The following is a 22,188-nucleotide window of genomic DNA, read 5'->3' as shown; positions in this document are numbered from 1 at the left end:
TAGACCATGAGCCAAGGTGTTGAATTTAATCGGTTGATGTTGGACATGCGGGCCATGCAAATGGACGCCATGGCCCAGCCTAAATCGGTCGCGGTCCCCCAAGTGGGTGGCAGCAGCTTTTCCGACATGCTCGGTCAGGCCGTCAATAAAGTAAACGATACCCAGCAGGCGTCGAACCAGTTGGCCAGTGCTTTCGAGATTGGCAAAAGTGGCGTCGACCTGACGGACGTAATGATCTCCTCGCAGAAAGCCAGTGTCTCGTTTCAGGCGTTGACCCAGGTTCGTAACAAACTGGTTCAAGCCTACCAAGACATCATGCAGATGCCGGTTTAAGGAAATTATTGAGTCATGGCAGAAGCAGCCGTTGATAACGTTCCGGCCAAGGCCACTCCGGTAGACGGCAAACCGCCGTTGTTCGGTCTGTCCTTCCTGGAAAATCTCTCCGAGATGACCATGCTGCGTCAGGTAGGCCTGTTGGTCGGCCTGGCGGCCAGCGTGGCGATTGGTTTTGCCGTGGTGCTGTGGTCCCAGCAACCGGACTACCGTCCATTGTATGGCAGCCTGGCGGGCATGGACGCCAAGCAAGTCATGGAAACCCTGGCTTCCGCCGACATTTCTTACACCGTCGAACCCAGCTCCGGGGCGTTGTTGGTCAAGGCCGATGACGTTGCCCGTGCGCGCCTCAAGCTTGCTGCGGCTGGCGTGACGCCTACCGATGGCAACATCGGTTTCGAGATCCTCGACAAGGACCAAGGCCTGGGTACCAGCCAGTTCATGGAAGCGACCCGTTATCGTCGCGGCCTGGAAGGTGAGCTGGCGCGGACCATTTCCAGTCTGAACAACGTCAAGGGCGCCCGCGTGCACCTGGCGATTCCGAAAAGCTCGGTGTTCGTCCGTGATGAGCGCAAGCCTAGCGCTTCGGTATTGGTCGAGTTGTATTCGGGCCGCTCCCTGGAGCCAGGCCAGGTCGTTGCCATCGTCAATCTGGTGGCGACCAGCGTACCTGAGCTGAGCAAATCGCAGATCACGGTGGTCGACCAGAAGGGCAACCTGTTGTCCGATCTGGCGGAAAACTCTGAACTGACCATGGCCGGCAAGCAATTCGATTACAGCCGTCGCATGGAAGGCATGCTGACCCAGCGGGTGCACAACATCCTGCAACCGATCCTGGGTAACGATCGCTATAAGGCCGAAGTGTCTGCCGATGTCGACTTCAGTGCCGTCGAGTCCACTTCCGAGCAGTTCAACCCCGACCAACCGGCGCTACGCAGCGAGCAGTCGGTCAACGAACAACGTACCGCCAGCAATGGCCCGCAAGGCGTACCAGGTGCCCTGAGCAACCAGCCGCCGTCGCCAGCCAGCGCGCCGCAAACAACCGGGGGCGCCGCGGCGGCGGCCGGCATGGTGCAGCCAGGCCAGCCGCTGATCGATGCAAATGGCCAGCAGATCATGGACCCGGCCACCGGCCAGCCGATGCTGGCGCCGTACCCGGCCGACAAGCGTCAACAGTCGACCAAGAACTTCGAGCTTGACCGTTCCATCAGCCACACCAAGCAGCAGCAGGGTCGTTTGAATCGGCTGTCGGTCGCCGTGGTGGTGGACGATCAGGTCAAGATCAACCCGGCCAACGGCGAAACCAGTCGTGCGCCATGGACTGCCGACGAATTGGCGCGTTTTACTCGCCTGGTGCAGGACGCTGTCGGTTTCGACGCCAGCCGCGGCGACAGCGTCAGCGTGATCAACGTACCGTTCTCCCAGGAACGCGGTGAAGTGGTCGCCGATATTCCGTTTTATTCGCAACCCTGGTTCTGGGATGTGGTCAAGCAAGTATTGGGTGTGCTGTTCATCCTGGTACTGGTGTTTGGCGTGCTGCGTCCGGTGCTCAACAACATCACTGGCGGCGGAAAGAGCAAGCAGTTGGCAGGTTTTGGTGATGTCGAGTTGGGAGGCATGGGCGGCCTGGATGGCGAATTGGCCAACGATCGCGTCAGCCTCGGCGGGCCGCAGAGCATTCTGCTGCCAAGCCCGAGCGAAGGCTATGACGCTCAGTTGAACGCCATCAAGAGTCTGGTGGCAGAAGATCCGGGTCGTGTGGCCCAGGTCGTGAAAGAGTGGATTAACGCAGATGAGTGATAATCGAGCCGCTGTTGCCAAATTGTCCCGGGTCGACAAAGCCGCGATCCTGCTGCTGTCCCTGGGTTCGACCGACGCTGCCCAGGTGCTGCGCCACATGGGCCCCAAAGAGGTCCAGCGTGTGGGCGTGGCCATGGCACAAATGGGCAACGTGCACCGTGAGCAGGTCGAGCAGGTGATGAGTGAGTTCGTCGACATCGTCGGCGATCAGACCAGCCTGGGCGTCGGTTCCGACGACTATGTGCGCAAGATGCTCACCCAGGCACTGGGTGAGGACAAGGCCAACGGCCTGATCGACCGGATCCTGTTGGGCGGCAACACCAGCGGCCTGGACAGCCTCAAGTGGATGGAGCCGCGGGCGGTTGCCGACGTGATCCGTTACGAGCACCCGCAGATCCAGGCGATCGTGGTGGCTTACCTCGACCCGGACCAGGCCGGTGAAGTGCTGGGCAACTTCGACCATAAGGTGCGCCTGGACATCATCCTGCGGGTGTCGTCACTCAACACCGTGCAGCCGGCGGCCCTGAAAGAATTGAACCAGATTCTCGAGAAACAGTTCTCGGGCAACTCCAATGCCTCGCGCACCACCTTGGGTGGCATCAAGCGCGCGGCGGACATCATGAACTTCCTCGACAGTTCGATCGAAGGTCAGTTGATGGACTCGATCCGCGAGTTCGACGAAGACCTGTCCGGTCAGATCGAAGACCTCATGTTCGTGTTCAACAACCTGTCCGATGTCGACGATCGTGGCATCCAGGCGCTGTTGCGCGAAGTGTCGTCCGACGTACTGGTGCTGGCGCTCAAGGGGTCGGACGAAGGCGTCAAGGAAAAGATCTTCAAGAACATGTCCAAACGGGCGGCCGAACTGTTGCGCGACGATCTCGAGGCCAAGGGCCCGGTACGCGTCAGCGACGTGGAAACCGCACAGAAGGAAATCCTCACCATCGCCCGCCGCATGGCCGAAGCCGGGGAGATCGTTCTCGGTGGCAAGGGCGGCGAAGAGATGATTTAAGGTCGTTATGTCTGCCAAGAGTGATGAAGCACCCAGCGACCTGATCCGCGCCCGGGACGTCGGTGGTTTCGACGTCTGGTCGCTGCCCAGCTTCGACCCCCATGTTCCCGAGCCTGAGCCGGAACCGGTGGAAGAGTTGCCGGAGCCGGAGGAAGTGCCGCTGGAAGAAGTCCAGCCACTGACCCTCGAGGAAGTCGAGAGCATTCGCCAGGAAGCCTACAACGAAGGCTTTGCCGTGGGTGAGAAGGAAGGCTTCCACAGCACCACGCTCAAGGTCCGCCAGGAAGCCGACGTGGCGCTGACGGCCAAGCTCCGTGCATTGGAATCGCTGATGCTCAACCTGTTCGACCCTATTGCCGAGCAGGACACCCAGATCGAGAAAGCCCTGGTGGGGCTGGTGCAACACATTGCCCGGCAAGTGATCCAGCGCGAACTGGCCATCGATTCGACTCAGATCGAACACGTCATGCGCGAAGCGCTCAAGTTGTTGCCATTGGGCGTGGGTAACGTGCGGCTGTACATCAATCCCCAGGACTTCGAGCTGGTCAAAGCCCTGCGCGAACGCCATGAAGAAACCTGGCGCATCGTCGAGGACGCTTCGCTGCTGCCTGGCGGCTGCCGTGTGGAAACCGAACACAGCCGCATCGACGCAACCGTTGAAACCCGCATCAGCCAGATCATGGCCAAATTGTTCGACCAGTTGCACGAACAGGCCCTGCACCCGGCCGCTCCCGACCTGAGCCTGGAGTTGCCGGACGAGCCCCTGGTGGCTGCTGATGCAGCGCCGGCCGATGCGGGGTTGAATGCTGGGTTGCAGATGCCTGAATTGGACGCTTCTGCACTGGACAGCCGCGATGCGCCTTGAGCGAACCAGTTTCGGCAAGCGCCTGGGCAGCTACGCCGAGGCCAGCGAGCTGGCCGGCCAACCGATCTTGGAAGGCCGCCTGCTGCGCATGGTCGGCCTGACCCTCGAAGCCGAGGGCCTACGTGCCGCCATGGGCAGCCGCTGCATGGTGATCAACGACGACAGCTATCACCCGGTGCAAGTCGAAGCCGAAGTGATGGGCTTCTCCGGCAGCAAGGTCTTCTTGATGCCAGTGGGCAGCGTCGCTGGCATCGCCCCGGGTGCGCGCGTGGTGCCCCTGGCCGACAACGGCCGCCTGCCCATGGGTATGAGCATGCTCGGGCGGGTGTTGGACGGGGCCGGACGCGCCCTGGACGGCAAAGGCGGCATGAAGGCTGAAGACTGGGTGCCGATGGACGGGCCGACGATCAACCCCCTCAAGCGCGACCCCATCAGCGTACCGCTGGACGTGGGTATCCGCTGCATCAACGGTTTATTGACGGTCGGACGCGGCCAGCGCCTGGGCCTGTTTGCCGGTACCGGGGTGGGCAAGAGTGTGCTGCTGGGCATGATGACCCGCTTCACCGAAGCCGACATCATCGTGGTGGGATTGATCGGCGAGCGGGGTCGTGAGGTGAAGGAGTTCATCGAGCACATTCTCGGCGAGGAAGGGCTCAAGCGTTCGGTGGTGGTGGCTTCGCCAGCGGACGATGCGCCATTGATGCGCCTGCGGGCAGCCATGTACTGCACACGCATTGCCGAATACTTCCGCGACAAGGGCAAGAACGTCCTGTTGCTTATGGATTCGCTGACCCGTTTCGCCCAGGCCCAGCGGGAAATCGCCCTGGCCATCGGCGAGCCGCCGGCCACCAAGGGTTATCCGCCTTCGGTATTCGCCAAGCTGCCGAAACTGGTGGAGCGCGCCGGCAATGCGGAAAAGGGCGGTGGTTCGATCACCGCGTTCTATACCGTGCTGTCCGAAGGCGACGACCAACAGGACCCCATCGCCGACTCGGCCCGGGGCGTACTCGACGGCCACATCGTGCTGTCCAGACGCTTGGCCGAAGAAGGGCATTACCCAGCCATCGACATCGAGGCGTCCATCAGTCGGGTCATGCCGTCGGTGATCAGTGCCGAACACATGAAGCGCGCCCAGCAGTTCAAGCAGTACTGGTCGCGCTACCAGCAAAGTCGCGACCTGATCAGCGTCGGCGCCTATGTTCCCGGCGGTGACCGCGAGACCGACACTGCCATCAGTCTTTACCCGGCCATGGCCGTTTACCTGCGCCAGAGCCTGAACGACAATATCGGCATGGGGGCCAGTGAAGCGCACTTGCAGACGCTTTTCGCCCCGGTCTCAGGCACGTAACTGGCCATGGCCACGAGTCGTGCGGCACGCCTGGCGCCAGTGGTGGAGATGGCCGAAAAGGCCGAGAAGACTGCCGTCCAGCGACTGGCGTATTTCCAGGGCCAGGTCAAAGTCGCCGAAAGTAAACTGGCCGATCTCGAAAACTTTCGGCTCGAATACCAGGAGCAGTGGATTGCCCGTGGTGCCCACGGGGTTTCCGGGCAGTGGTTGTTGGGTTACCAGGGATTTCTCGCGCAGTTGGGTACCGCTATCGACCAGCAGCGCCAGAGCCTGGTCTGGCACCAGAACAACCTGGAGAAGGCCCGCCAGAGCTGGCAAGAGGCATTTGCCCGGGTCGAAGGGCTGCGCAAACTGGTGCAGCGTTATATTGATGAGGCACGGCAACTGGAAGACAGGCGCGAACAGAAACTGCTCGATGAATTGTCCCAACGCCTGCCACGTCAGAATCCCTATTAATGTGAAGCCTGGATTTTTTCGGATGAATGAGGCAAACCCTTGCTCAGACCTTTACCAGATGCTACACCTTGTACACGTATGTCCATGACAAGGAAGCCGAGCATGTCAGTTGTTACCGAACTATCCCCCGATGGGCATAAGCTGACGATCTCGATCAAAGGTCGATTTGATTTCGGACGGCATCAGGAGTTTCGCCACTCCTATGAACAGCTCAGCAAGAAACCTGACTCCATCGTGGTGGATTTGAAAGACGCCACTTATCTCGATAGTTCCGCCTTGGGCATGCTCCTGCTGTTGCGGGACCATGCCGGTGGCGACGCGTCAGATATCCGGGTCATCAACAGCAACAATGACGTCAAGAAAATCCTCGCGATCTCCAATTTCGACAAGCTGTTCGACATCAGTTGATCGCCATGCAATCGTCGTCGGAGTCGCTGACGGTCCTGATTGCCGAAGACAGTGCCGCTGATCGACTGCTGTTGTCGACCATCGTCCGTCGCCAGGGGCATCATGTGCTCACTGCGGCCGATGGCGCTGAAGCGGTCGAGGTCTATCTGGAGCAGCGTCCGCACCTGGTGCTGATGGACGCAATGATGCCGGTGATGGACGGCTTCGAAGCCGCGCAGAAAATCAAGCAGTTGGCCGGGGACCAGTTGGTCCCGATCATTTTCCTCACCTCGTTGACTGAAGGCGAAGCCTTGGCCCGTTGCGTGGAGGCGGGCGGTGACGATTTCCTGGCCAAACCCTACAACCAAGTGATCCTGGCGGCCAAGATCAAGGCCATGGACCGCTTGCGTCGGTTGCAGGCCACGGTGGTGGAGCAGCGCGACCAGATTGCCCGGCACCATGACTACTTGCTCAACGAGCAACGGGTCGCCAAGGCTGTGTTCGACAAGATCGCCCACTCCGGCTGTCTGAGCTCGCCGAACATCCGTTACTTTCAATCGCCTTATGCCTTGTTCAACGGTGACCTGCTGTTGGCCGCGTTCAATCCGGCCGGCGACATGCACGTCCTGCTGGGGGATTTCACCGGCCACGGTTTGCCGGCGGCGGTCGGCGCGATGCCGCTGGCAGAAGTGTTCTACGGGATGACCGCCAAGGGCTATGGCCTGGCGCAAATCCTGCGAGAGATGAATGCCAAGCTCAAACGCATCCTGCCCGTGGACATGTTCTGTTGCGCGACGTTGTTATGCCTGAGCTTCCAGCGCTGCACGGTAGAGATCTGGAACGGCGGCATGCCCGATGGATACCTGCATGACAGCCTCAGTGGCGTGCGTACGCCATTGCTGGCGCGGCACTTGCCGTTGGGCGTGCTCACTCCTCAATTATTCGATGACCGCACCGAAGTGCATGCCATGTCGTTGGGTGATCGGGTGTTCCTGTTGTCCGATGGCGTGATCGATACCGCCGACGAAGACGAGCAACTGTTCGGTGTGGAGCGGTTGCAACAGGTGTTCGCCGCCAACCTTGAACCTGACCTATTGTTTGAAGATATCCAGCAGGCCCTGCGAGATTTTCGTGGTGAGTCGCGGGATGACTTCAGCATGGTCGAGTTGCGACTGGTCGCACCGACGCAACTCAACCCGCCGCCACCGGTCTATTCCGATAGCGGCCAGTCCAGCCCGCTGGATTGGTCGGTGAGTTTCGAGTTCCGGGCACAAACGCTCAAGCGCTTCAACCCGATGCCCTACTTGCTGCAATTGCTGCTTGAGGTCCATGGGCTCAGGACGCAGAGTGGCGCCCTTTACAGCGTCATGTCGGAGCTGTATTCCAATGCCCTGGATCATGGGGTGCTGGGGCTCGACTCCAGCCTCAAGCGTGACGCGGCGGGTTTTGCCCGCTATTACAGGGCGCGCAATGCGCGCCTGGATGAGCTGAGCGACGGCTACGTGCGGGTTCACTTGCATGTCTCGCCAAGCGGCGAGGGTGGTCGCTTGGCCATAGAGGTCGAGGACAGTGGTGAGGGCTTTGATGTCGCCAGGGTGCTGGCGCGTCCTGTGGACGCTGATCGGTTGTCGGGGCGCGGCGTGAGCCTGGTACGCCAGTTGAGCCACCAAGCCAGTTGGTCAGACGATGGTCGTAGTGCGCGTGTGGAGTTTTTCTGGGAGGCTCCGGCATAATCGGGGCCATTCTTGATCAGGGAGCGAACAAGTGAACGAGATTCATCTGGACCGCGACGTGCTCAGCACGTTGAAGGAAGTCATGGAAGAGGGGTATCTGGAGTTGCTGGATACGTTTCTCAACGACTCCGAGGCTCGCCTGCGCGTGCTGCATGAGGCACGGGACGCTGAAAAACTGAGCGCCACGGCCCACAGCTTCAAGGGCAGCAGCAGCAACATGGGCGCCATCCGCCTGGCCGAACTGTGCGGCGAACTGGAGCAGCGTGCCAAGCAACCGTCATTGGGCGGTATTGAGCAACTGGTCAGCGAAATCGACTGCGAATTTGCCCATGTTCGCAAGCTTTGCAGGGAAGAGCGTGAAGGCTTCCACTGCTGAGATTTGACGGCTGGGTAGACGTTGGCCCGTGCCTTGCATTGCCTAGTCTCGACTGTACCTATGATTCCAGTGCAGCGGAGACCTTTTTATGCCCGTTACCCCCAATACACTGCTTCAGGCCTCTGCCCAGGCCAAGCCCCAGGTCGCCGTCAATTCACCGGCAGCGGCCCCGGATTTCGGGGATAGAGCCTCCAGCTTCGCTCAAGTCTTCGCCAGGCAGGCGCCTGCCAAAACGTCGGCAGCCCCTGAGCCAACGGTGAAATCGGTGCGCGACAAGACCGCCGACAACACCGTCAAAAAAGACGCAGGCAACGAAACCCCTGCCGCCCCGGAGCCGGCGGTTGCCGATAGCGGCAAACCCTTGCCCGCGAACAAACCGGCCAGCGCCGACGACAAGGCTGCCAGTGACGACCCGGCGGAAACGACTGTGGCGGAGGCTGCACCTGTCGATCCGAGTCTTGATCCAGGGCTGCTGCCGGACATGACGGCGGCGCCGATCGCGATAGCCGCGTCGGAGCCTGCGCCTGTGGTCGCGACTGAGGCTCCGCCAGCCACTGCGTTGGCGGCCCCCGTTGCATCGCTGGCGACGCCGGCCCAGGCTGCGGCCCCGGTGGACGATCCGGCCTTTGACCCTCAAACTGACCCACTCGACGCATTGCCAGCGTTGCGCTTGGCGATGGAGCAGGGCGGTCATGTTTCCGCCACCAGCCAAGCCCAGCCCAAGAGTGCTGCCCCGGCGTCGCCCGACGGTGAACCGACTTCGGCGCAGACCTTTGCCGCCGGCATGGCGAGCATGCTCAGCGTGCAAGCCGATCAGAACAGTACCGAGTCCGGCAGCCAGGGTGGTGACAAGGCATTCGGTGGCTTGATCAGCGAAGGTCTCAAGGATCTGGGTGCTGCCTCCAGTGACACGCGCGTGGACGATTTCGCCAATCGCCTGGCTGCACTGACCCAAGCCGCCACGCCCAAGACCGCCAACGCGGTGCCGGTCAACCAACCTATCGCGATGAATCAGAGCGGTTGGACCGAAGAGGTGGTCAACCGGGTGATGTACCTGTCTAGCGTCAATCTGAAGGCGGCCGACATCCAGTTGCAACCCGCCGAACTCGGACGCCTGGATATCCGGGTGAGCATGGTTCCGGACCAGCAGACGCAGGTCACGTTCATGAGTGCCCACTCCGGCGTTCGCGAAGCCCTCGAAGGCCAGTTGCATCGCTTGCGGGACGGTTTCGCCCAGCAGGGCATGGGCCAGGTCGACGTCAGCGTATCCGATCAATCCCGTGGTTCGCAGAATCAGGAGCAGCAGGCCCAACAACAAGCTCAGGCCGGGCGCACCACGTCGTCTGGTGGGCGAGTGGACTCGGTGGATGAAAGCTCGCCGGCCAGCCTCGCGGAAGTGACGGCCAGTACCACCAGCGTCATCGGCACCAGCGCGGTCGACTACTACGCCTGATCCAGCGACGTTTTCCCCCTGTGGGAGCGAGCTTGCTCGCGATAGCGGTTTGTCAGTCACCATTTGCTGGGATTGATCCACCGCTATCGCGAGCAAGCTCGCTCCCACATTGGTTTTATGGGGGATTGGAGATCGCATCTGCCCATCATCCTTAGTACCGACACTTCTGGCATAACACTTGCTCCAGCCTTGCCGTGCAACAGTGAAAACCCCGATTAGTGACGGATTATTGGCATGGCGAAGAGTGAAGCAGCAGCTGTAAAAGACCCTGCAACCAAAGGCAAACTCAAGCTGATCATCATGATCGTGGTGGGTTTTCTCCTGGCGGTCGGTGTGTCCGTGGGCGCGACCTGGTATTTCATGCACGGCGCTCAAAGCAAGCCGGCAGTCGCGGCCGAAGCCGCGCCAGTGGGCAAGCAACCGGCGATTTTCGAACCGATGGCGCCAGCCTTCGTGGCCAACTACACCCAGAACGGTCGTCAACGCTACATGCAGGTGAGCATTACCCTGTTGGGTCGCAACCAGGCTGACCTGGAGGCGCTGCGGGCACATATGCCCCTGATCCGCAATAACCTGGTGATGCTGTTTTCCGGACAGAGTTTCGACACCCTGGCCACTCCGGTCGGCCAGGAAATGCTGCGTCAAAAAGCCACGGCCAGCGTGCAGGAAGTGGCTCAGAAAGAGCTCGGCAAAGTGGTGATCGAACAGTTGCTCTTCACTAACTTCGTATTGCAGTAGGAACACGACATGGCCGTGCAGGACCTGCTGTCCCAGGACGAAATCGATGCGCTGTTGCATGGTGTCGACGACGGTCTGGTGCAGACCGAAAACGCTGCTGAACCGGGCAGCGTCAAAAGCTACGACCTGACCAGCCAAGATCGCATCGTTCGCGGACGCATGCCGACCCTGGAAATGATCAACGAACGTTTCGCCCGCTACACCCGCATCAGCATGTTCAACATGTTGCGCCGCTCGGCCGATGTGGCCGTTGGTGGCGTGCAGGTGATGAAGTTTGGTGAGTACGTGCACTCGCTGTACGTGCCCACCAGCCTCAACCTGGTGAAGATCAAGCCGTTGCGCGGCACCGCGTTGTTCATTCTTGATGCCAAGTTGGTGTTCAAGCTGGTGGACAACTTCTTCGGTGGCGACGGTCGTCACGCCAAGATCGAAGGTCGTGAATTCACCCCGACCGAGCTGCGGGTAGTGCGGATGGTGCTGGAGCAGGCCTTCGTCGACTTGAAGGAAGCCTGGCAGGCGATCATGGAAGTGAACTTCGAGTACATCAACTCGGAAGTGAACCCGGCCATGGCCAACATCGTCGGTCCGAGCGAAGCCATCGTGGTCTCGACTTTCCACATCGAACTCGATGGTGGTGGCGGTGACCTGCACGTGACCATGCCGTACTCGATGATCGAGCCGGTGCGCGAAATGCTCGACGCCGGTTTCCAGTCAGACCTCGACGACCAGGACGAGCGCTGGATCAACGCTTTGCGCCAGGACGTGCTGGATGTCGACGTACCGATCGGCGCGACAGTTGCTCGGCGTCAACTGCGTCTGCGGGACATCCTGCACATGCAGCCGGGGGACATCATCCCCGTCGAGATGCCGGAAGACATGATCATGCGCGCCAATGGCGTGCCGGCCTTCAAGGTCAAGATGGGCTCTCACAAAGGCAACCTGGCGTTGCAGGTGATCGAGCCGATCGAACGCCGCTGAGCGGTGTCGAACCCCTTAAGTTTGTAACGGATTTTTGCTCCTAACTGAATTTTTGCCCGCCGAGGACAAATGATGGCTGACGATATGAATACCCAGGATGACCAGGCGCTGGCTGATGAGTGGGCTGCAGCCCTGGAAGAAACCGGCGATGCGGGGCAAGCCGACATCGACGCTTTGCTGGCTGCCGACACTGACGCCCATGCGTCCAGCCGCCTGCAGATGGAAGAATTTGGCAGCGTGCCGAAGAGTCATGAGCCGGTGACGCTCGATGGCCCGAACCTGGATGTGATCCTTGACATCCCAGTGTCGATCTCCATGGAAGTGGGCAGCACCGACATCAACATCCGCAACCTGCTGCAGCTCAATCAGGGCTCGGTGATCGAGCTGGACCGGCTGGCCGGCGAGCCGCTCGACGTGCTGGTCAACGGCACCTTGATCGCCCATGGAGAGGTGGTGGTGGTCAACGAGAAGTTTGGCATTCGCCTGACGGACGTGATCAGCCCGAGCGAACGCATCAAGAAGTTGCGCTGAGTGAGAGGTTTCTTCGCAGCAGCCGCGATGCTGCCATTGAGTGTGCTGGCGGCCGAACCGGTTGCCACGGCCGCCGCCGCGCCGGCTGCGGGCAGTGGTATTGCTGGGCAATTGGCTCAATTGCTGCTCGGCTTGCTGCTGGTGCTGGGCTTGATTTTCTTTCTCGCCTGGCTGTTGCGGCGCGTGCAGCAGGCGGGGCCGACTGGCAAGGGGCAGGTCATCGACATCGTCGGTTCCCGCGCGCTCGGGCCGCGAGACCGGTTGGTGCTGGTGCAGGTTGGCAGCGAGCAGATCCTGCTGGGCCTGAGCCCGGGCACTATTACCGCCTTGCACGTCCTCAAGGAGCCGGTGCAGGTGCCCTCCGCCGAGCAGGCCAGCCCCGAATTTGCCCAGCGCCTCATGGAGTTGCTGGGGAAAGATCAGAAGGATAAAAAGTAATGCCGTTGCGCATTCTGTTGGCATTGGCCCTGATGCTGGCCGCACCGTTGGCGTTCGCCGCCGATCCGCTGTCGATCCCGGCGATCACCCTCGGAACCAACGCCGAAGGGGCCCAGGAATACTCGGTCAGCCTGCAGATCCTGCTGATCATGACCGCGCTGAGTTTCATCCCGGCGTTCGTCATGCTGATGACCAGCTTCACTCGGATCATCATTGTCTTTTCGATCCTGCGCCAGGCCCTGGGCCTGCAACAGACGCCCTCGAACCAGATCCTCACCGGCATGGCGCTGTTCCTGACCATGTTCATCATGGCGCCAGTGTTCGACCGGGTGAACCAGGATGCGCTGCAACCTTACCTGGCAGAAAAAATCACCGCCCAGGATGCCGTGGCCAAGGCTGAAGTGCCGATCAAGGATTTCATGCTGGCCCAGACCCGCAGCAGCGACCTGGAGCTGTTCATGCGCCTGTCCAAGCGCACCGATATCCCCAGTGCCGATCAGGCGCCGCTGACCATCCTGGTGCCGGCGTTCGTGACGTCCGAGCTCAAGACCGCTTTCCAGATCGGCTTCATGATTTTCATCCCGTTCCTGATCATTGACCTGGTGGTCGCCAGTATCCTGATGGCCATGGGCATGATGATGCTCTCGCCGCTGATCATTTCCCTGCCGTTCAAGATCATGCTGTTTGTGCTGGTGGATGGCTGGGCGCTGATCATCGGTACCCTGGCGGGCAGTTTCGGTGGTGTTTAGGCCTTTTGTGCAGGTAGGACGATATGACGCCTGAAGTAGCGGTAGACCTGTTCCGTGAAGCGCTCTGGCTGACGACCATGATGGTCGCGATCCTGGTGGTCCCGAGCCTGCTGGTGGGGTTGCTGGTGGCAATGTTCCAGGCCGCGACCCAGATCAACGAGCAGACCTTGAGCTTCTTGCCGCGCCTACTGGTGATGCTGGTAACGCTGATCGTCGCCGGTCCCTGGCTGGTACAAACCTTCATGGAATACATCCTGCAGTTGTACGGCAGTATTCCGCAGTTGATCGGCTGACCTCATGTCGATGCTCGCGCTGACGGACACCCAGATCAGTTCCTGGGTGGCATCGTTCATCCTGCCACTGTTTCGCGTCACCGCGGTGCTGATGAGTATGCCGGTCTTCGGCACGACCCTGGTGCCCCGGCGCGTGCGCTTGTATTTCGCGCTGGCGATCACGGTGGTGATCGCGCCCGGATTGCCACCGATGCCGCCGGTCAATGCCTTGGATCTCAGCGCCCTGATGTTGATCGCCGAGCAGATTCTCATCGGTGCCTTGATGGGCTTTTCGCTGCAGTTGTTTTTCCAGGCGTTCGTGGTAGCGGGACAAATCATTTCCATCCAGATGGGCATGGCCTTCGCGTCCATGGTCGACCCTGCCAATGGCGTGACGACGGCAGTGATCGGTCAGTTCCTGACGATGCTGGTGACCCTGTTGTTCCTCGCCATGAATGGGCATCTGGTGGTGTTCGAGGTCTTGACCGAGAGCTTTACCACCCTGCCGGTGGGCAGTGCGTTGCTGGTCAATCATTTCTGGGAAATTGCCGGCAAGCTCGGCTGGGTCCTGGGCGCGGCGATGGTGCTGGTATTGCCGGCGATCACTGCGTTGCTGGTGGTCAACATCGCGTTTGGTGTGATGACCCGTGCGGCGCCGCAACTGAATATTTTTTCCATTGGCTTCCCGCTGACCCTCGTGCTGGGCATGGTGATTTTCTGGGTCAGCCTGGGGGATATCCTCAATCAGTATCAGCCGCTGGCCACCCAGGCCTTGCAGCTTTTACGCGACATGGCACAGGCACGCTGAACCATGGCCGAGAGCGAGAGTGGTCAGGACAAGACAGAAGACCCCACGGAAAAGCGTCTGCGCGAATCTCGGGAGAAGGGTGAGATTGCCCGATCCAAGGAGCTCAACACGCTGGCGGTGATGCTGGCCGGGGCGGGCGGGTTGTTGATTTATGGTGGCGGGTTGGCCCTGGACCTGCTGGAAATCATGCGCCTTAACTTCTCCCTGCCCCGTGAGGTGCTGCTCAGTCCGGGCGCGATGGGTCTGTATTTGCTGCATTCAGGCAAAATCGCGATTCTGGCGGTACAGCCGGTGCTGATTTGCCTCCTGCTGGCCGCCATCATTGGCCCTATTTCTTTGGGGGGCTGGTTGTTCGCCGGGAAGAGCCTGGCGCCGAAATTCAGCCGGATGAACCCGGCCAGCGGCCTTAAGCGGATGTTTTCCACGAATGCCTTGATGGAGTTGCTCAAGGCTCTTGGGAAATTCTTGCTGATTCTCTTCGTCGCGTTAACGGTCTTACAAGCCGACATCGACGACCTGCTGCGCATCGCCCATGAGCCCCTCGAGCAAGCCATTATCCATAGCGTGCAATTGGTCGGTTGGAGTGCGTTGTGGATGGCTTGCGGCCTGATCCTGATCGCCGCCATCGACGTGCCGATCCAGCTGTATCAAAGCAAGCAGAAACTGCTGATGACCAAGCAGGAAGTGCGCGACGAGCACAAGGACGCGGAGGGCAAGCCGGAGGTCAAGCAGCGCATTCGTCAATTGCAGCGCGAGGTCTCTCAGCGGCGGATGATGGCGGCAATCCCTGATGCTGATGTGGTCATCACCAACCCGACTCACTACGCCGTCGCCCTCAAGTACGACCCCGAAAAAGGCAACGCTCCCGTGTTGTTGGCCAAGGGCAGCGACTTCCTGGCGCTGAAGATCCGTGAGATCGCCGTGGCCAATGAGGTGATGCTGCTCGAGTCCCCAGCACTGGCGCGATCGATTTACTACTCCACCGAACTCGACCAGGAAATCCCCGGAGGCCTGTACCTGGCCGTGGCCCAGGTGCTGGCCTACGTCTACCAGATCCGCCAACACCGCGCCGGCAAGGGCAAACGCCCCGAACCGCTCAAGGATCTGCCGATCCCGCCGGATTTGCGGCGTGATTCCTGAATGCCGGATGAAGTACCTGTGGGGGCGAGCCTGCTTGCGAATGCGGTGACCCGGTCGATACAGGTGTCGACTGACAAACCGCTATCGCGAGCAGGCTCGCTCCCACAGGGTTAAAGTCGCCTCGACCCTTCTATTTCAGCCGTTGGCAAAAGTTGGAAGGCTTCTTGCAATACCCCGTCTGCGCCCCCTCCGGGCGTCAAAAGTTTGCTTCACAGGAACGGGGAATATTGGTGGATCGCTCTCAGTTATTCAGCACCGCACGCAACAACGTAGCAGACCTCAGCCGAGGTAATGTGGGCGTGCCGCTGTTGCTGCTGGTCATGCTCGCCATGATGATGCTGCCGGTGCCGCCGTTCCTGCTGGACGTGTTCTTCACGTTTAACATCGCCTTGTCGATCGTCGTGCTGCTGGTGTGTGTCTACGCCCTGCGACCACTGGACTTCGGGGTGTTCCCGACCATTTTGCTGGTGGCGACGCTCATGCGTCTGGCGCTGAACGTGGCGTCCACCCGCGTTGTGATGATCCATGGTCATGAGGGCCACGAGGCTGCCGGTAAGGTGATCCAAGCCTTCGGTGAGGTGGTGATCGGCGGCAACTACGTGGTCGGCATCGTGGTCTTCGCCATCTTGATGATCATCAACTTCGTCGTGGTGACCAAGGGCGCCGGGCGGATTTCCGAGGTGAGTGCGCGCTTTACCCTCGACGCGATGCCCGGCAAACAAATGGCGATCGACGCCGACCTCAACGCTGGGCTGATCGACCAGAGCCAGGCCAAGCTGCGTCGTCAGGAAGTGGCCCAGGAAGCCGAGTTCTACGGTTCCATGGACGGTGCCAGCAAGTTCGTACGCGGTGACGCCATCGCCGGTTTGCTGATTCTGTTCATCAACCTGATCGGTGGCATGGCTGTCGGCATCTTCCAGCACAACATGACGTTCGGCGGCGCCGGCAAGGTCTACGCCTTGTTGACCATCGGTGACGGTTTGGTGGCGCAATTGCCATCACTGTTGTTATCTACAGCTGCGGCGATCATGGTGACCCGTGCTTCGGGTTCCGAAGACATGGGCAAGCAGATCGGCCGGCAAATGTTCGCCTCGCCCAAGGCCCTGGCGGTTGCCGCCGGTCTGATGGCGGTGATGGGCCTGGTGCCGGGCATGCCGCACTTTTCCTTCCTGAGCATGGCTGCTCTGGCGGCTGGCGGCGCCTACCTGTTCTGGAAAAAACAGAACGTGCAGAAAGTCCAGGCCCTGCAAGAGGTCAAGCGCCAGCAGGAACTGCTGCCGTCGCCGGCCCGCGCCATGGAAACCAAGGAGCTGGGCTGGGATGACGTGACACCAATCGACATGATCGGCCTGGAAGTCGGTTATCGCCTGATTCCATTGGTCGACCGCAACCAGGGTGGTCAGTTGCTGGCGCGGATCAAGGGGGTGCGCAAGAAGCTCTCCCAAGACCTGGGCTTTCTGATGCCTACTGTGCATATCCGCGACAACCTCGACCTAGCGCCGAGCGCCTATCGCCTGACCTTGATGGGGGTGATCCTGGCCGAAGCCGAGATCTATCCCGACCGCGAATTGGCGATCAACCCCGGACAGGTCTACGGCAGCCTCAACGGCATCACCGCCAAGGATCCGGCTTTCGGCCTGGAAGCGGTGTGGATCGAAGTCAGCCAGCGGGCCCAGGCGCAGTCCCTCGGCTACACCGTGGTGGACGCCAGTACGGTGGTGGCGACCCACTTGAACCAGATCCTGTACAAGCACTCCAGCGAGCTGATCGGCCACGAAGAAGTCCAGCAACTCCTGCAAGTGCTGGCCAAAGGCTCGCCGAAGCTGGCTGAAGAGCTGGTGCCGGGTGTGGTTTCGTTGTCGCAGTTGCTCAAGGTGCTGCAGGCGCTGTTGGCCGAACAGGTGCCCGTGCGCGATATACGCAGTATTGCCGAGGCTATCGCCAACAACGCCTCCAAGAGTCAAGATACCGCCGCCCTGGTGGCTGCGGTTCGGGTCGGGGTGTCCCGCGCAATCGTCCAAAGTATTGTAGGTACTGAGTCTGAGCTGCCTGTGATCACCTTGGAACCAAGGTTGGAACAGATATTGCTCAATAGTCTGCAGAAGGCAGGACAAGGCTCGGAAGAGGGTGTTCTGCTGGAGCCAAGCATGGCCGAGAAGCTGCAGCGTTCGCTGATCGAAGCAGCCCAGCGGCAAGAGATGCAAGGCCAGCCGGTGATCCTGCTGGTGGCCGGTCCGATTCGCGCGATGCTCTCGCGATTCGGCCGCCTCGCGGTCCCGGGGCTGCATGTGCTGGCGTACCAGGAAATACCGGACAACAAGCAAGTGACCATCGTTGCGACAGTAGGGCCCAACGGCTGAGGTAGTGGTTTATGCAAGTGAAGCGTTTTTTCGCCGCCGATATGCGTCAGGCCATGAAGCTGGTTCGTGACGAGCTGGGCGCTGAAGCGGCCATCATCGGTAATCGCCGGATCGCTGGCGGTGTCGAGCTGACGGCGGCTCTGGATTACAAATTGTCGGCGCTGGCTCCACGGGTTCCGAACATGGAGCTCGAAGACGAGCTGCGCAAGACCCAATCGCGCATCGCCAGCGCCCAGGCCGAACTGAGCCTGCGCAGCAGCGAAGGCGAGGGCGGGGCAGGTATCAATCGTCAATTGTTCGCCGGTCAGCCGCTGACGGCCGGCCTGCCGTTGACCGCTGCCGAACCGCTGATCGAGCAGGCCCACGCCGAACCGCGTCGTCCTGAGCCGGCGCCCGCGGCGCCTGCCCGGGGTGTCGATCCGCGCGCCCTGGACTCGATGCGCTTTGAACTCAACAGCCTGCGCGAGCTGATGGAAGTCCAGCTCGGCTCCCTGGCCTGGAACCAGCTGCAAGGCAGCCGTCCAGCCCAGGCCAACCTGTGGCGTCGTCTGCAACGCATCGGCCTGTCCGGCCCATTGTCCCGGGACCTGCTGGCGTTGATCAATGGTATCGAAGAACCACGCCAGGCCTGGCGCATGTTGCTGGCGCACCTGGCGCGGATGATCGCGACCCCGGAAGTCGAGCCGCTGGAAGAAGGCGGGGTGATTGCCATGGTCGGTCCTGCCGGCATGGGCAAGACCACCACCCTGGCCAAGCTCGCCGCCCGTTATGTACTCAAGTACGGCGCCCAGAGCATTGCCCTGGTGAGCATGGACAGTTTTCGCATCGGTGCCCAGGAGCAACTCAAGACCCTCGGCCGGATCCTCAATGTGTCCGTGACCCATGTGGATCCGGGCCAGTCCCTGGCCCAGGCGTTGGAGCCGCTGCTGCGCAAACGCGTCGTGCTGATCGATACCGCAGGCCTGCAAGCCAGCGATCCGGCCCTGCGCATGCAGCTCGAAAGTCTGGCCGGACGAGGCATCAAGTCAAAAAATTATCTCGTGTTGGCAACCACCAGCCAAAAACAGGTTCTAACCGCCGCATACCACAGCTACAAACGCTGCGGGCTGGCCGGCTGCATCCTGACTAAACTGGACGAAACGGCAAGCCTGGGCGAGGTGTTGAGCCTGGCGATCGGTCATGAACTACCGGTGGCCTACCTGACCGACGGGCCGCGGATCCCGGATGATTTGCATCTGCCGCGCCGTCATCAACTGGTCAGTCGTGCCGTGAGTGTGCAAATGCAGGAAGAACCCAGCGAAGAAGCCATGGCTGATATGTTCGCTGATATCTACCACAGCCCGACCAAGCAGGTCGGCTGAGGTAATCATGAATATTTTTTGTACCTACATCGATGGTCTGCCATGCATTGTTCCGTATGCGAACGCGCAGCCAGTAATGTGGCCTCCGTCTAAGTAAGACAAGGTAAAGAACGAACATGGGCAGCATGCATCCCGTACAGGTGATCGCGGTGACCGGCGGCAAAGGTGGCGTCGGGAAGACTAACGTGTCAGTGAATTTGTCCCTGGCTCTGGCAGAGCTTGGCCGACGGGTCATGCTGCTGGACGCCGACCTGGGCCTGGCGAACGTCGACGTGTTGTTGGGGCTTACACCCAAACGCACGCTGGCGGACGTGATTGAAGGGCGCTGTGAGCTGCGCGACGTGTTGTTGCAGGGGCCGGGCGGGATTCGCATCGTGCCGGCTGCCTCAGGCACCCAGAGCATGGTTCACCTGACCCCGGCCCAGCACGCGGGCCTGATCCAGGCTTTCAGCGACATTGGCGACAATCTCGATGTGCTGGTGATCGACACCGCGGCCGGTATCGGTGACTCGGTCGTCAGTTTCGTGCGCGCGGCCCAGGAAGTGCTGCTGGTGGTCTGCGACGAACCGACGTCCATCACCGACGCCTACGCCCTGATCAAGTTGCTTAACCGCGACTATGGCATGAACCGCTTCCGCGTCCTGGCCAACATGGCCCAGAGCCCGCAGGAAGGACGCAACCTGTTCGCCAAGTTGACAAAGGTCACGGATCGCTTCCTGGACGTCGCCCTACAATACGTCGGCGCAGTGCCTTACGACGAAAGCGTACGCAAGGCCGTCCAGAAGCAACGTGCCGTTTATGAAGCTTTTCCACGTTCCAAATGCGCGCTGGCGTTCAAGGCCATCGCCCAGAAGGTCGATACCTGGCCACTGCCGGCCAACCCTCGCGGGCATTTGGAATTTTTCGTCGAGCGTCTTGTGCAACAAACAGCAGGGCCCGTGCTATGACAGCCAGCGGTTACAACCATCTCTACAAGAAATCGGCACGGGACGCCCAATACGAATTGATCGAGCGCTACGCGCCACTGGTCAAGCGTATCGCCTATCACTTGCTGGCGCGGTTGCCGGCCAGTGTCCAGGTTGAAGACTTGATCCAGGCGGGCATGATCGGCCTGCTCGAAGTGTCGAACAAATACGACGCGAGCAAGGGCGCGAGTTTCGAGACGTATGCCGGTATTCGCATTCGCGGCGCCATGCTCGATGAAGTCCGCAAGGGCGATTGGGCGCCGCGTTCGGTACACCGCAATACCCGCATGGTCAGTGATGCAATTCGTGCAATTGAAGCTAAAACCGGGCGTGACGCTAAAGATCACGAGGTTGCGGCCGAACTCCAGTTAAGTCTCGACGATTATTACGGGATTTTGAACGATACCTTGGGCAGCCGCCTGTTCAGTTTCGACGACCTGTTACAGGACGGCGAACACGAAGGGCTGCACGAGGATAACGCGAGTGCTCACATGGAGCCGTCGCGTGACCTGGAAGATGAACGTTTCCAGAGTGCGCTGGCGGATGCGATTGCCAATTTGCCGGAGCGTGAGCGACTGGTCTTGGCGCTGTACTACGACGAAGAGCTGAACCTCAAGGAAATCGGTGAGGTGTTGGGGGTCAGCGAATCGCGGGTCAGCCAGTTACACAGCCAGTGCGCGGCCCGTTTGCGGGGGCGTTTGGGGGAGTGGCGAGCGCGTTGACGGGCAGTGTGGGGACACTGCGAACGAGGCTGGCCTGGCAGGTGCTGTGCCAGTCTCCATCTGTTGTGCTCCAGACCGTTGTCGAGTGTTGTGCCGGATTGATTGAAATGGCGCGTCCAGGTGCTGGGCGCGTTTAAGACTGCTTGGAGGTCGAATTGGACAAGAACATGAAAATCCTCATCGTTGATGACTTCTCAACGATGCGGCGGATCATAAAAAACCTGTTGCGTGACCTTGGGTTCACCAATACGGTCGAGGCGGATGATGGCATCACAGCCATTCCGGTCCTCAACAGCGGGAGCATCGACTTTCTAGTGACTGACTGGAACATGCCCGGCATGACCGGTATCGACTTGCTGCGTCATGTGCGCGCCGACGAAAAGCTTAAGCATCTTCCGGTGCTGATGGTCACTGCCGAAGCCAAGCGCGAGCAGATCATCGAAGCGGCCCAGGCCGGTGTAAACGGCTATGTGGTCAAACCCTTCACGGCCCAGGCGTTGAAAGAGAAGATCGAAAAAATCTTCGAACGCATCGGTTAACGGCGCCACGGGGGAGCTATGGACAACGAATCTTCAATGGGTGATTTCGAATCAACCCTGAAAAAACATGCCCGCGAACTGGTCGACAGCCTTGAAAAAGGTCGCTTTGGCGATGCGGTTCAAATGATCCATGAGCTCAACCAGACCCGTGACCGCGGTCTGTATCAGGAGGTGGGCAAGCTCACGCGTGAATTGCACAGCGCGATTGTCAATTTCCAGATCGACCCGAATATGCCGCAGGCCGAGGAGGTCTCGCAGATCACCGACGCCACCGAGCGTCTGGGTTATGTGGTCAAGCTGACCGAGGCTGCGGCCAACCGCACCATGGACCTGGTGGAGAGCGCAACGCCGCTGGTCAATGGCCTGAGCGAAGAAGCCCAGGCCTTGAGCACCGACTGGGGGCGGTTCATGCGGCGCGAAGTCGGCGCCGAAGAGTTTCGGGAGCTGGCCCGTCGGGTCGACGGTTTCCTGACGCGCAGCGGCACCGAGAACCGCGCCGTGGCAAGTAATCTCAACGACATTCTGCTGGCCCAGGACTATCAGGACCTGACCGGCCAGGTGATCAAGCGTGTGACCCAACTGGTCACCGAAGTGGAAAGCAACCTGCTCAAACTGGTGTTGATGGCTAGCCAGGTCGACCGCTTTGCGGGCATCGAACACGACCGTGAAGCGATGCTTGCTGAAAAAGATCCACAAAAACATCTCTCTCAGGGTGAAGGTCCGCAAATTCATGCCGATAAAAGAGAAGACGTTATGTCCGGTCAGGACGATGTGGACGATTTGCTGTCCAGCCTTGGATTTTGAGTTTTAGCCCTATTTGGAGC

Annotated in this window: 24 protein-coding genes; all 24 read left to right on the top strand. The window is 60.4% G+C overall.

The features are described from left to right. Nucleotides 1-6 precede the first annotated feature (6 nt). The 24 genes from fliE (at nucleotide 7) to AACY42_RS14775 (ending at nucleotide 22,168) form a co-directional block, all read left to right on the top strand. Nucleotides 7-333 (top strand): flagellar hook-basal body complex protein FliE, encoded by a 327-nt coding sequence (gene fliE / locus AACY42_RS14890; protein WP_339480369.1) that lies wholly within the window; start codon nucleotides 7-9, stop codon nucleotides 331-333. Between the two features lie 15 nt (nucleotides 334-348). Beyond that, nucleotides 349-2,133: a flagellar basal-body MS-ring/collar protein FliF gene (gene fliF, locus AACY42_RS14885; protein ID WP_339480367.1), complete on the top strand. Its 1,785-nt coding sequence runs from the start codon at nucleotides 349-351 to the stop codon at nucleotides 2,131-2,133. Beyond that, nucleotides 2,126-3,145, top strand: coding sequence for a flagellar motor switch protein FliG (fliG, locus tag AACY42_RS14880; RefSeq protein ID WP_003199086.1), 1,020 nt, complete (start codon nucleotides 2,126-2,128; stop codon nucleotides 3,143-3,145). The genes fliF and fliG overlap by 8 nt, the downstream gene beginning before the upstream one ends. A gap of 7 nt (nucleotides 3,146-3,152) precedes the next feature. After that, entirely contained in the window at nucleotides 3,153-4,010 is an 858-nt protein-coding gene (gene fliH / locus AACY42_RS14875) for a flagellar assembly protein FliH (RefSeq protein WP_339480365.1), read from the top strand. Continuing rightward, nucleotides 4,000-5,358 carry a flagellar protein export ATPase FliI gene (fliI, locus tag AACY42_RS14870; RefSeq protein ID WP_339480363.1) on the top strand — a complete coding sequence of 453 codons (1,359 nt, stop codon included), beginning with the start codon at nucleotides 4,000-4,002 and terminating at the stop codon, nucleotides 5,356-5,358. The genes fliH and fliI overlap by 11 nt, the downstream gene beginning before the upstream one ends. Before the next feature lie 6 nt (nucleotides 5,359-5,364). After that, nucleotides 5,365-5,814: a flagellar export protein FliJ gene (fliJ, locus tag AACY42_RS14865; protein ID WP_339480362.1), complete on the top strand. Its 450-nt coding sequence runs from the start codon at nucleotides 5,365-5,367 to the stop codon at nucleotides 5,812-5,814. A gap of 102 nt (nucleotides 5,815-5,916) precedes the next feature. Continuing rightward, the gene (locus AACY42_RS14860) at nucleotides 5,917-6,222 is read left to right on the top strand and encodes an STAS domain-containing protein (protein WP_339480361.1); all 306 of its coding nucleotides are present in this window, start codon (nucleotides 5,917-5,919) and stop codon (nucleotides 6,220-6,222) included. 5 nt (nucleotides 6,223-6,227) lie between these two features. Then, nucleotides 6,228-7,934 carry a fused response regulator/phosphatase gene (locus AACY42_RS14855; protein WP_339480359.1) on the top strand — a complete coding sequence of 569 codons (1,707 nt, stop codon included), beginning with the start codon at nucleotides 6,228-6,230 and terminating at the stop codon, nucleotides 7,932-7,934. 31 nt (nucleotides 7,935-7,965) lie between these two features. Beyond that, nucleotides 7,966-8,310: an Hpt domain-containing protein gene (locus AACY42_RS14850; RefSeq protein ID WP_339480356.1), complete on the top strand. Its 345-nt coding sequence runs from the start codon at nucleotides 7,966-7,968 to the stop codon at nucleotides 8,308-8,310. 88 nt (nucleotides 8,311-8,398) lie between these two features. Beyond that, entirely contained in the window at nucleotides 8,399-9,763 is a 1,365-nt protein-coding gene (locus AACY42_RS14845) for a flagellar hook-length control protein FliK (RefSeq protein WP_339480354.1), read from the top strand. 234 nt (nucleotides 9,764-9,997) lie between these two features. Beyond that, nucleotides 9,998-10,501 (top strand): flagellar basal body-associated protein FliL, encoded by a 504-nt coding sequence (gene fliL / locus AACY42_RS14840; protein WP_339480353.1) that lies wholly within the window; start codon nucleotides 9,998-10,000, stop codon nucleotides 10,499-10,501. A 9-nt stretch (nucleotides 10,502-10,510) separates the two neighbouring features. Continuing rightward, a complete protein-coding gene (fliM, locus tag AACY42_RS14835) occupies nucleotides 10,511-11,479 on the top strand; it encodes a flagellar motor switch protein FliM (protein WP_003184019.1) in 969 nt (322 codons plus the stop codon). A 72-nt stretch (nucleotides 11,480-11,551) separates the two neighbouring features. Beyond that, complete coding sequence (gene fliN / locus AACY42_RS14830) at nucleotides 11,552-12,010, top strand: flagellar motor switch protein FliN (protein WP_339480352.1); 459 nt, start codon at nucleotides 11,552-11,554, stop codon at nucleotides 12,008-12,010. 27 nt (nucleotides 12,011-12,037) lie between these two features. After that, a complete protein-coding gene (gene fliO, locus AACY42_RS14825; RefSeq protein WP_339480349.1) occupies nucleotides 12,038-12,448 on the top strand; it encodes a flagellar biosynthetic protein FliO in 411 nt (136 codons plus the stop codon). After that, nucleotides 12,448-13,197, top strand: a complete 750-nt coding sequence (gene fliP / locus AACY42_RS14820) for a flagellar type III secretion system pore protein FliP (RefSeq protein ID WP_003199111.1) — start codon at nucleotides 12,448-12,450, stop codon at nucleotides 13,195-13,197. The genes fliO and fliP overlap by 1 nt, the downstream gene beginning before the upstream one ends. A gap of 23 nt (nucleotides 13,198-13,220) precedes the next feature. After that, a complete protein-coding gene (fliQ, locus tag AACY42_RS14815; protein WP_075118572.1) occupies nucleotides 13,221-13,490 on the top strand; it encodes a flagellar biosynthesis protein FliQ in 270 nt (89 codons plus the stop codon). A gap of 4 nt (nucleotides 13,491-13,494) precedes the next feature. After that, nucleotides 13,495-14,277 carry a flagellar biosynthetic protein FliR gene (gene fliR / locus AACY42_RS14810; protein WP_339480344.1) on the top strand — a complete coding sequence of 261 codons (783 nt, stop codon included), beginning with the start codon at nucleotides 13,495-13,497 and terminating at the stop codon, nucleotides 14,275-14,277. A gap of 3 nt (nucleotides 14,278-14,280) precedes the next feature. Then, nucleotides 14,281-15,417 carry a flagellar biosynthesis protein FlhB gene (gene flhB, locus AACY42_RS14805; RefSeq protein WP_339480342.1) on the top strand — a complete coding sequence of 379 codons (1,137 nt, stop codon included), beginning with the start codon at nucleotides 14,281-14,283 and terminating at the stop codon, nucleotides 15,415-15,417. A gap of 230 nt (nucleotides 15,418-15,647) precedes the next feature. Next, nucleotides 15,648-17,777 carry a flagellar biosynthesis protein FlhA gene (gene flhA / locus AACY42_RS14800; RefSeq protein ID WP_339480340.1) on the top strand — a complete coding sequence of 710 codons (2,130 nt, stop codon included), beginning with the start codon at nucleotides 15,648-15,650 and terminating at the stop codon, nucleotides 17,775-17,777. An 11-nt stretch (nucleotides 17,778-17,788) separates the two neighbouring features. Next, nucleotides 17,789-19,138 (top strand): flagellar biosynthesis protein FlhF, encoded by a 1,350-nt coding sequence (gene flhF, locus AACY42_RS14795; protein WP_339480338.1) that lies wholly within the window; start codon nucleotides 17,789-17,791, stop codon nucleotides 19,136-19,138. 116 nt (nucleotides 19,139-19,254) lie between these two features. Then, nucleotides 19,255-20,085, top strand: a complete 831-nt coding sequence (gene fleN / locus AACY42_RS14790) for a flagellar synthesis regulator FleN (RefSeq protein ID WP_003184001.1) — start codon at nucleotides 19,255-19,257, stop codon at nucleotides 20,083-20,085. Then, nucleotides 20,082-20,825 carry an RNA polymerase sigma factor FliA gene (fliA, locus tag AACY42_RS14785; protein ID WP_014337177.1) on the top strand — a complete coding sequence of 248 codons (744 nt, stop codon included), beginning with the start codon at nucleotides 20,082-20,084 and terminating at the stop codon, nucleotides 20,823-20,825. The genes fleN and fliA overlap by 4 nt, the downstream gene beginning before the upstream one ends. 167 nt (nucleotides 20,826-20,992) lie before the next feature. Then, nucleotides 20,993-21,364, top strand: a complete 372-nt coding sequence (locus AACY42_RS14780) for a chemotaxis response regulator CheY (protein WP_008006721.1) — start codon at nucleotides 20,993-20,995, stop codon at nucleotides 21,362-21,364. Between the two features lie 18 nt (nucleotides 21,365-21,382). Next, nucleotides 21,383-22,168 (top strand): protein phosphatase CheZ, encoded by a 786-nt coding sequence (locus tag AACY42_RS14775; RefSeq protein WP_339480335.1) that lies wholly within the window; start codon nucleotides 21,383-21,385, stop codon nucleotides 22,166-22,168. Nucleotides 22,169-22,188: the final 20 nt, after the last annotated feature.

The sequence above is a fragment of the Pseudomonas sp. RL_5y_Pfl2_73 genome (assembly GCF_963970515.1).
Lineage (GTDB): Bacteria > Pseudomonadota > Gammaproteobacteria > Pseudomonadales > Pseudomonadaceae > Aquipseudomonas.
This window is presented reverse-complemented; position numbering and strand designations above follow the sequence as displayed.

Excerpts from the sequence above, each read along its gene's own strand:
- fliR (WP_339480344.1), top strand. The coding sequence starts at position 13,495 with ATGTCGATGCTCGCGCTGACGGACACCCAGATCAGTTCCTGGGTGGCA.
- fliH (WP_339480365.1), top strand. The coding sequence starts at position 3,153 with ATGTCTGCCAAGAGTGATGAAGCACCCAGCGACCTGATCCGCGCCCGG.
- flhF (WP_339480338.1), top strand. The coding sequence starts at position 17,789 with ATGCAAGTGAAGCGTTTTTTCGCCGCCGATATGCGTCAGGCCATGAAG.
- AACY42_RS14855 (WP_339480359.1), top strand. The coding sequence starts at position 6,228 with ATGCAATCGTCGTCGGAGTCGCTGACGGTCCTGATTGCCGAAGACAGT.
- fliA (WP_014337177.1), top strand. The coding sequence starts at position 20,082 with ATGACAGCCAGCGGTTACAACCATCTCTACAAGAAATCGGCACGGGAC.
- AACY42_RS14780 (WP_008006721.1), top strand. The coding sequence starts at position 20,993 with ATGAAAATCCTCATCGTTGATGACTTCTCAACGATGCGGCGGATCATA.
- AACY42_RS14860 (WP_339480361.1), top strand. The coding sequence starts at position 5,917 with ATGTCAGTTGTTACCGAACTATCCCCCGATGGGCATAAGCTGACGATC.
- fliF (WP_339480367.1), top strand. The coding sequence starts at position 349 with ATGGCAGAAGCAGCCGTTGATAACGTTCCGGCCAAGGCCACTCCGGTA.
- AACY42_RS14845 (WP_339480354.1), top strand. The coding sequence starts at position 8,399 with ATGCCCGTTACCCCCAATACACTGCTTCAGGCCTCTGCCCAGGCCAAG.
- AACY42_RS14775 (WP_339480335.1), top strand. The coding sequence starts at position 21,383 with ATGGACAACGAATCTTCAATGGGTGATTTCGAATCAACCCTGAAAAAA.
- fliE (WP_339480369.1), top strand. The coding sequence starts at position 7 with ATGAGCCAAGGTGTTGAATTTAATCGGTTGATGTTGGACATGCGGGCC.
- flhB (WP_339480342.1), top strand. The coding sequence starts at position 14,281 with ATGGCCGAGAGCGAGAGTGGTCAGGACAAGACAGAAGACCCCACGGAA.
- fliO (WP_339480349.1), top strand. The coding sequence starts at position 12,038 with ATGCTGCCATTGAGTGTGCTGGCGGCCGAACCGGTTGCCACGGCCGCC.
- fleN (WP_003184001.1), top strand. The coding sequence starts at position 19,255 with ATGGGCAGCATGCATCCCGTACAGGTGATCGCGGTGACCGGCGGCAAA.
- fliJ (WP_339480362.1), top strand. The coding sequence starts at position 5,365 with ATGGCCACGAGTCGTGCGGCACGCCTGGCGCCAGTGGTGGAGATGGCC.
- fliP (WP_003199111.1), top strand. The coding sequence starts at position 12,448 with ATGCCGTTGCGCATTCTGTTGGCATTGGCCCTGATGCTGGCCGCACCG.
- fliI (WP_339480363.1), top strand. The coding sequence starts at position 4,000 with ATGCGCCTTGAGCGAACCAGTTTCGGCAAGCGCCTGGGCAGCTACGCC.
- fliN (WP_339480352.1), top strand. The coding sequence starts at position 11,552 with ATGGCTGACGATATGAATACCCAGGATGACCAGGCGCTGGCTGATGAG.
- fliL (WP_339480353.1), top strand. The coding sequence starts at position 9,998 with ATGGCGAAGAGTGAAGCAGCAGCTGTAAAAGACCCTGCAACCAAAGGC.
- fliM (WP_003184019.1), top strand. The coding sequence starts at position 10,511 with ATGGCCGTGCAGGACCTGCTGTCCCAGGACGAAATCGATGCGCTGTTG.
- fliQ (WP_075118572.1), top strand. The coding sequence starts at position 13,221 with ATGACGCCTGAAGTAGCGGTAGACCTGTTCCGTGAAGCGCTCTGGCTG.
- fliG (WP_003199086.1), top strand. The coding sequence starts at position 2,126 with ATGAGTGATAATCGAGCCGCTGTTGCCAAATTGTCCCGGGTCGACAAA.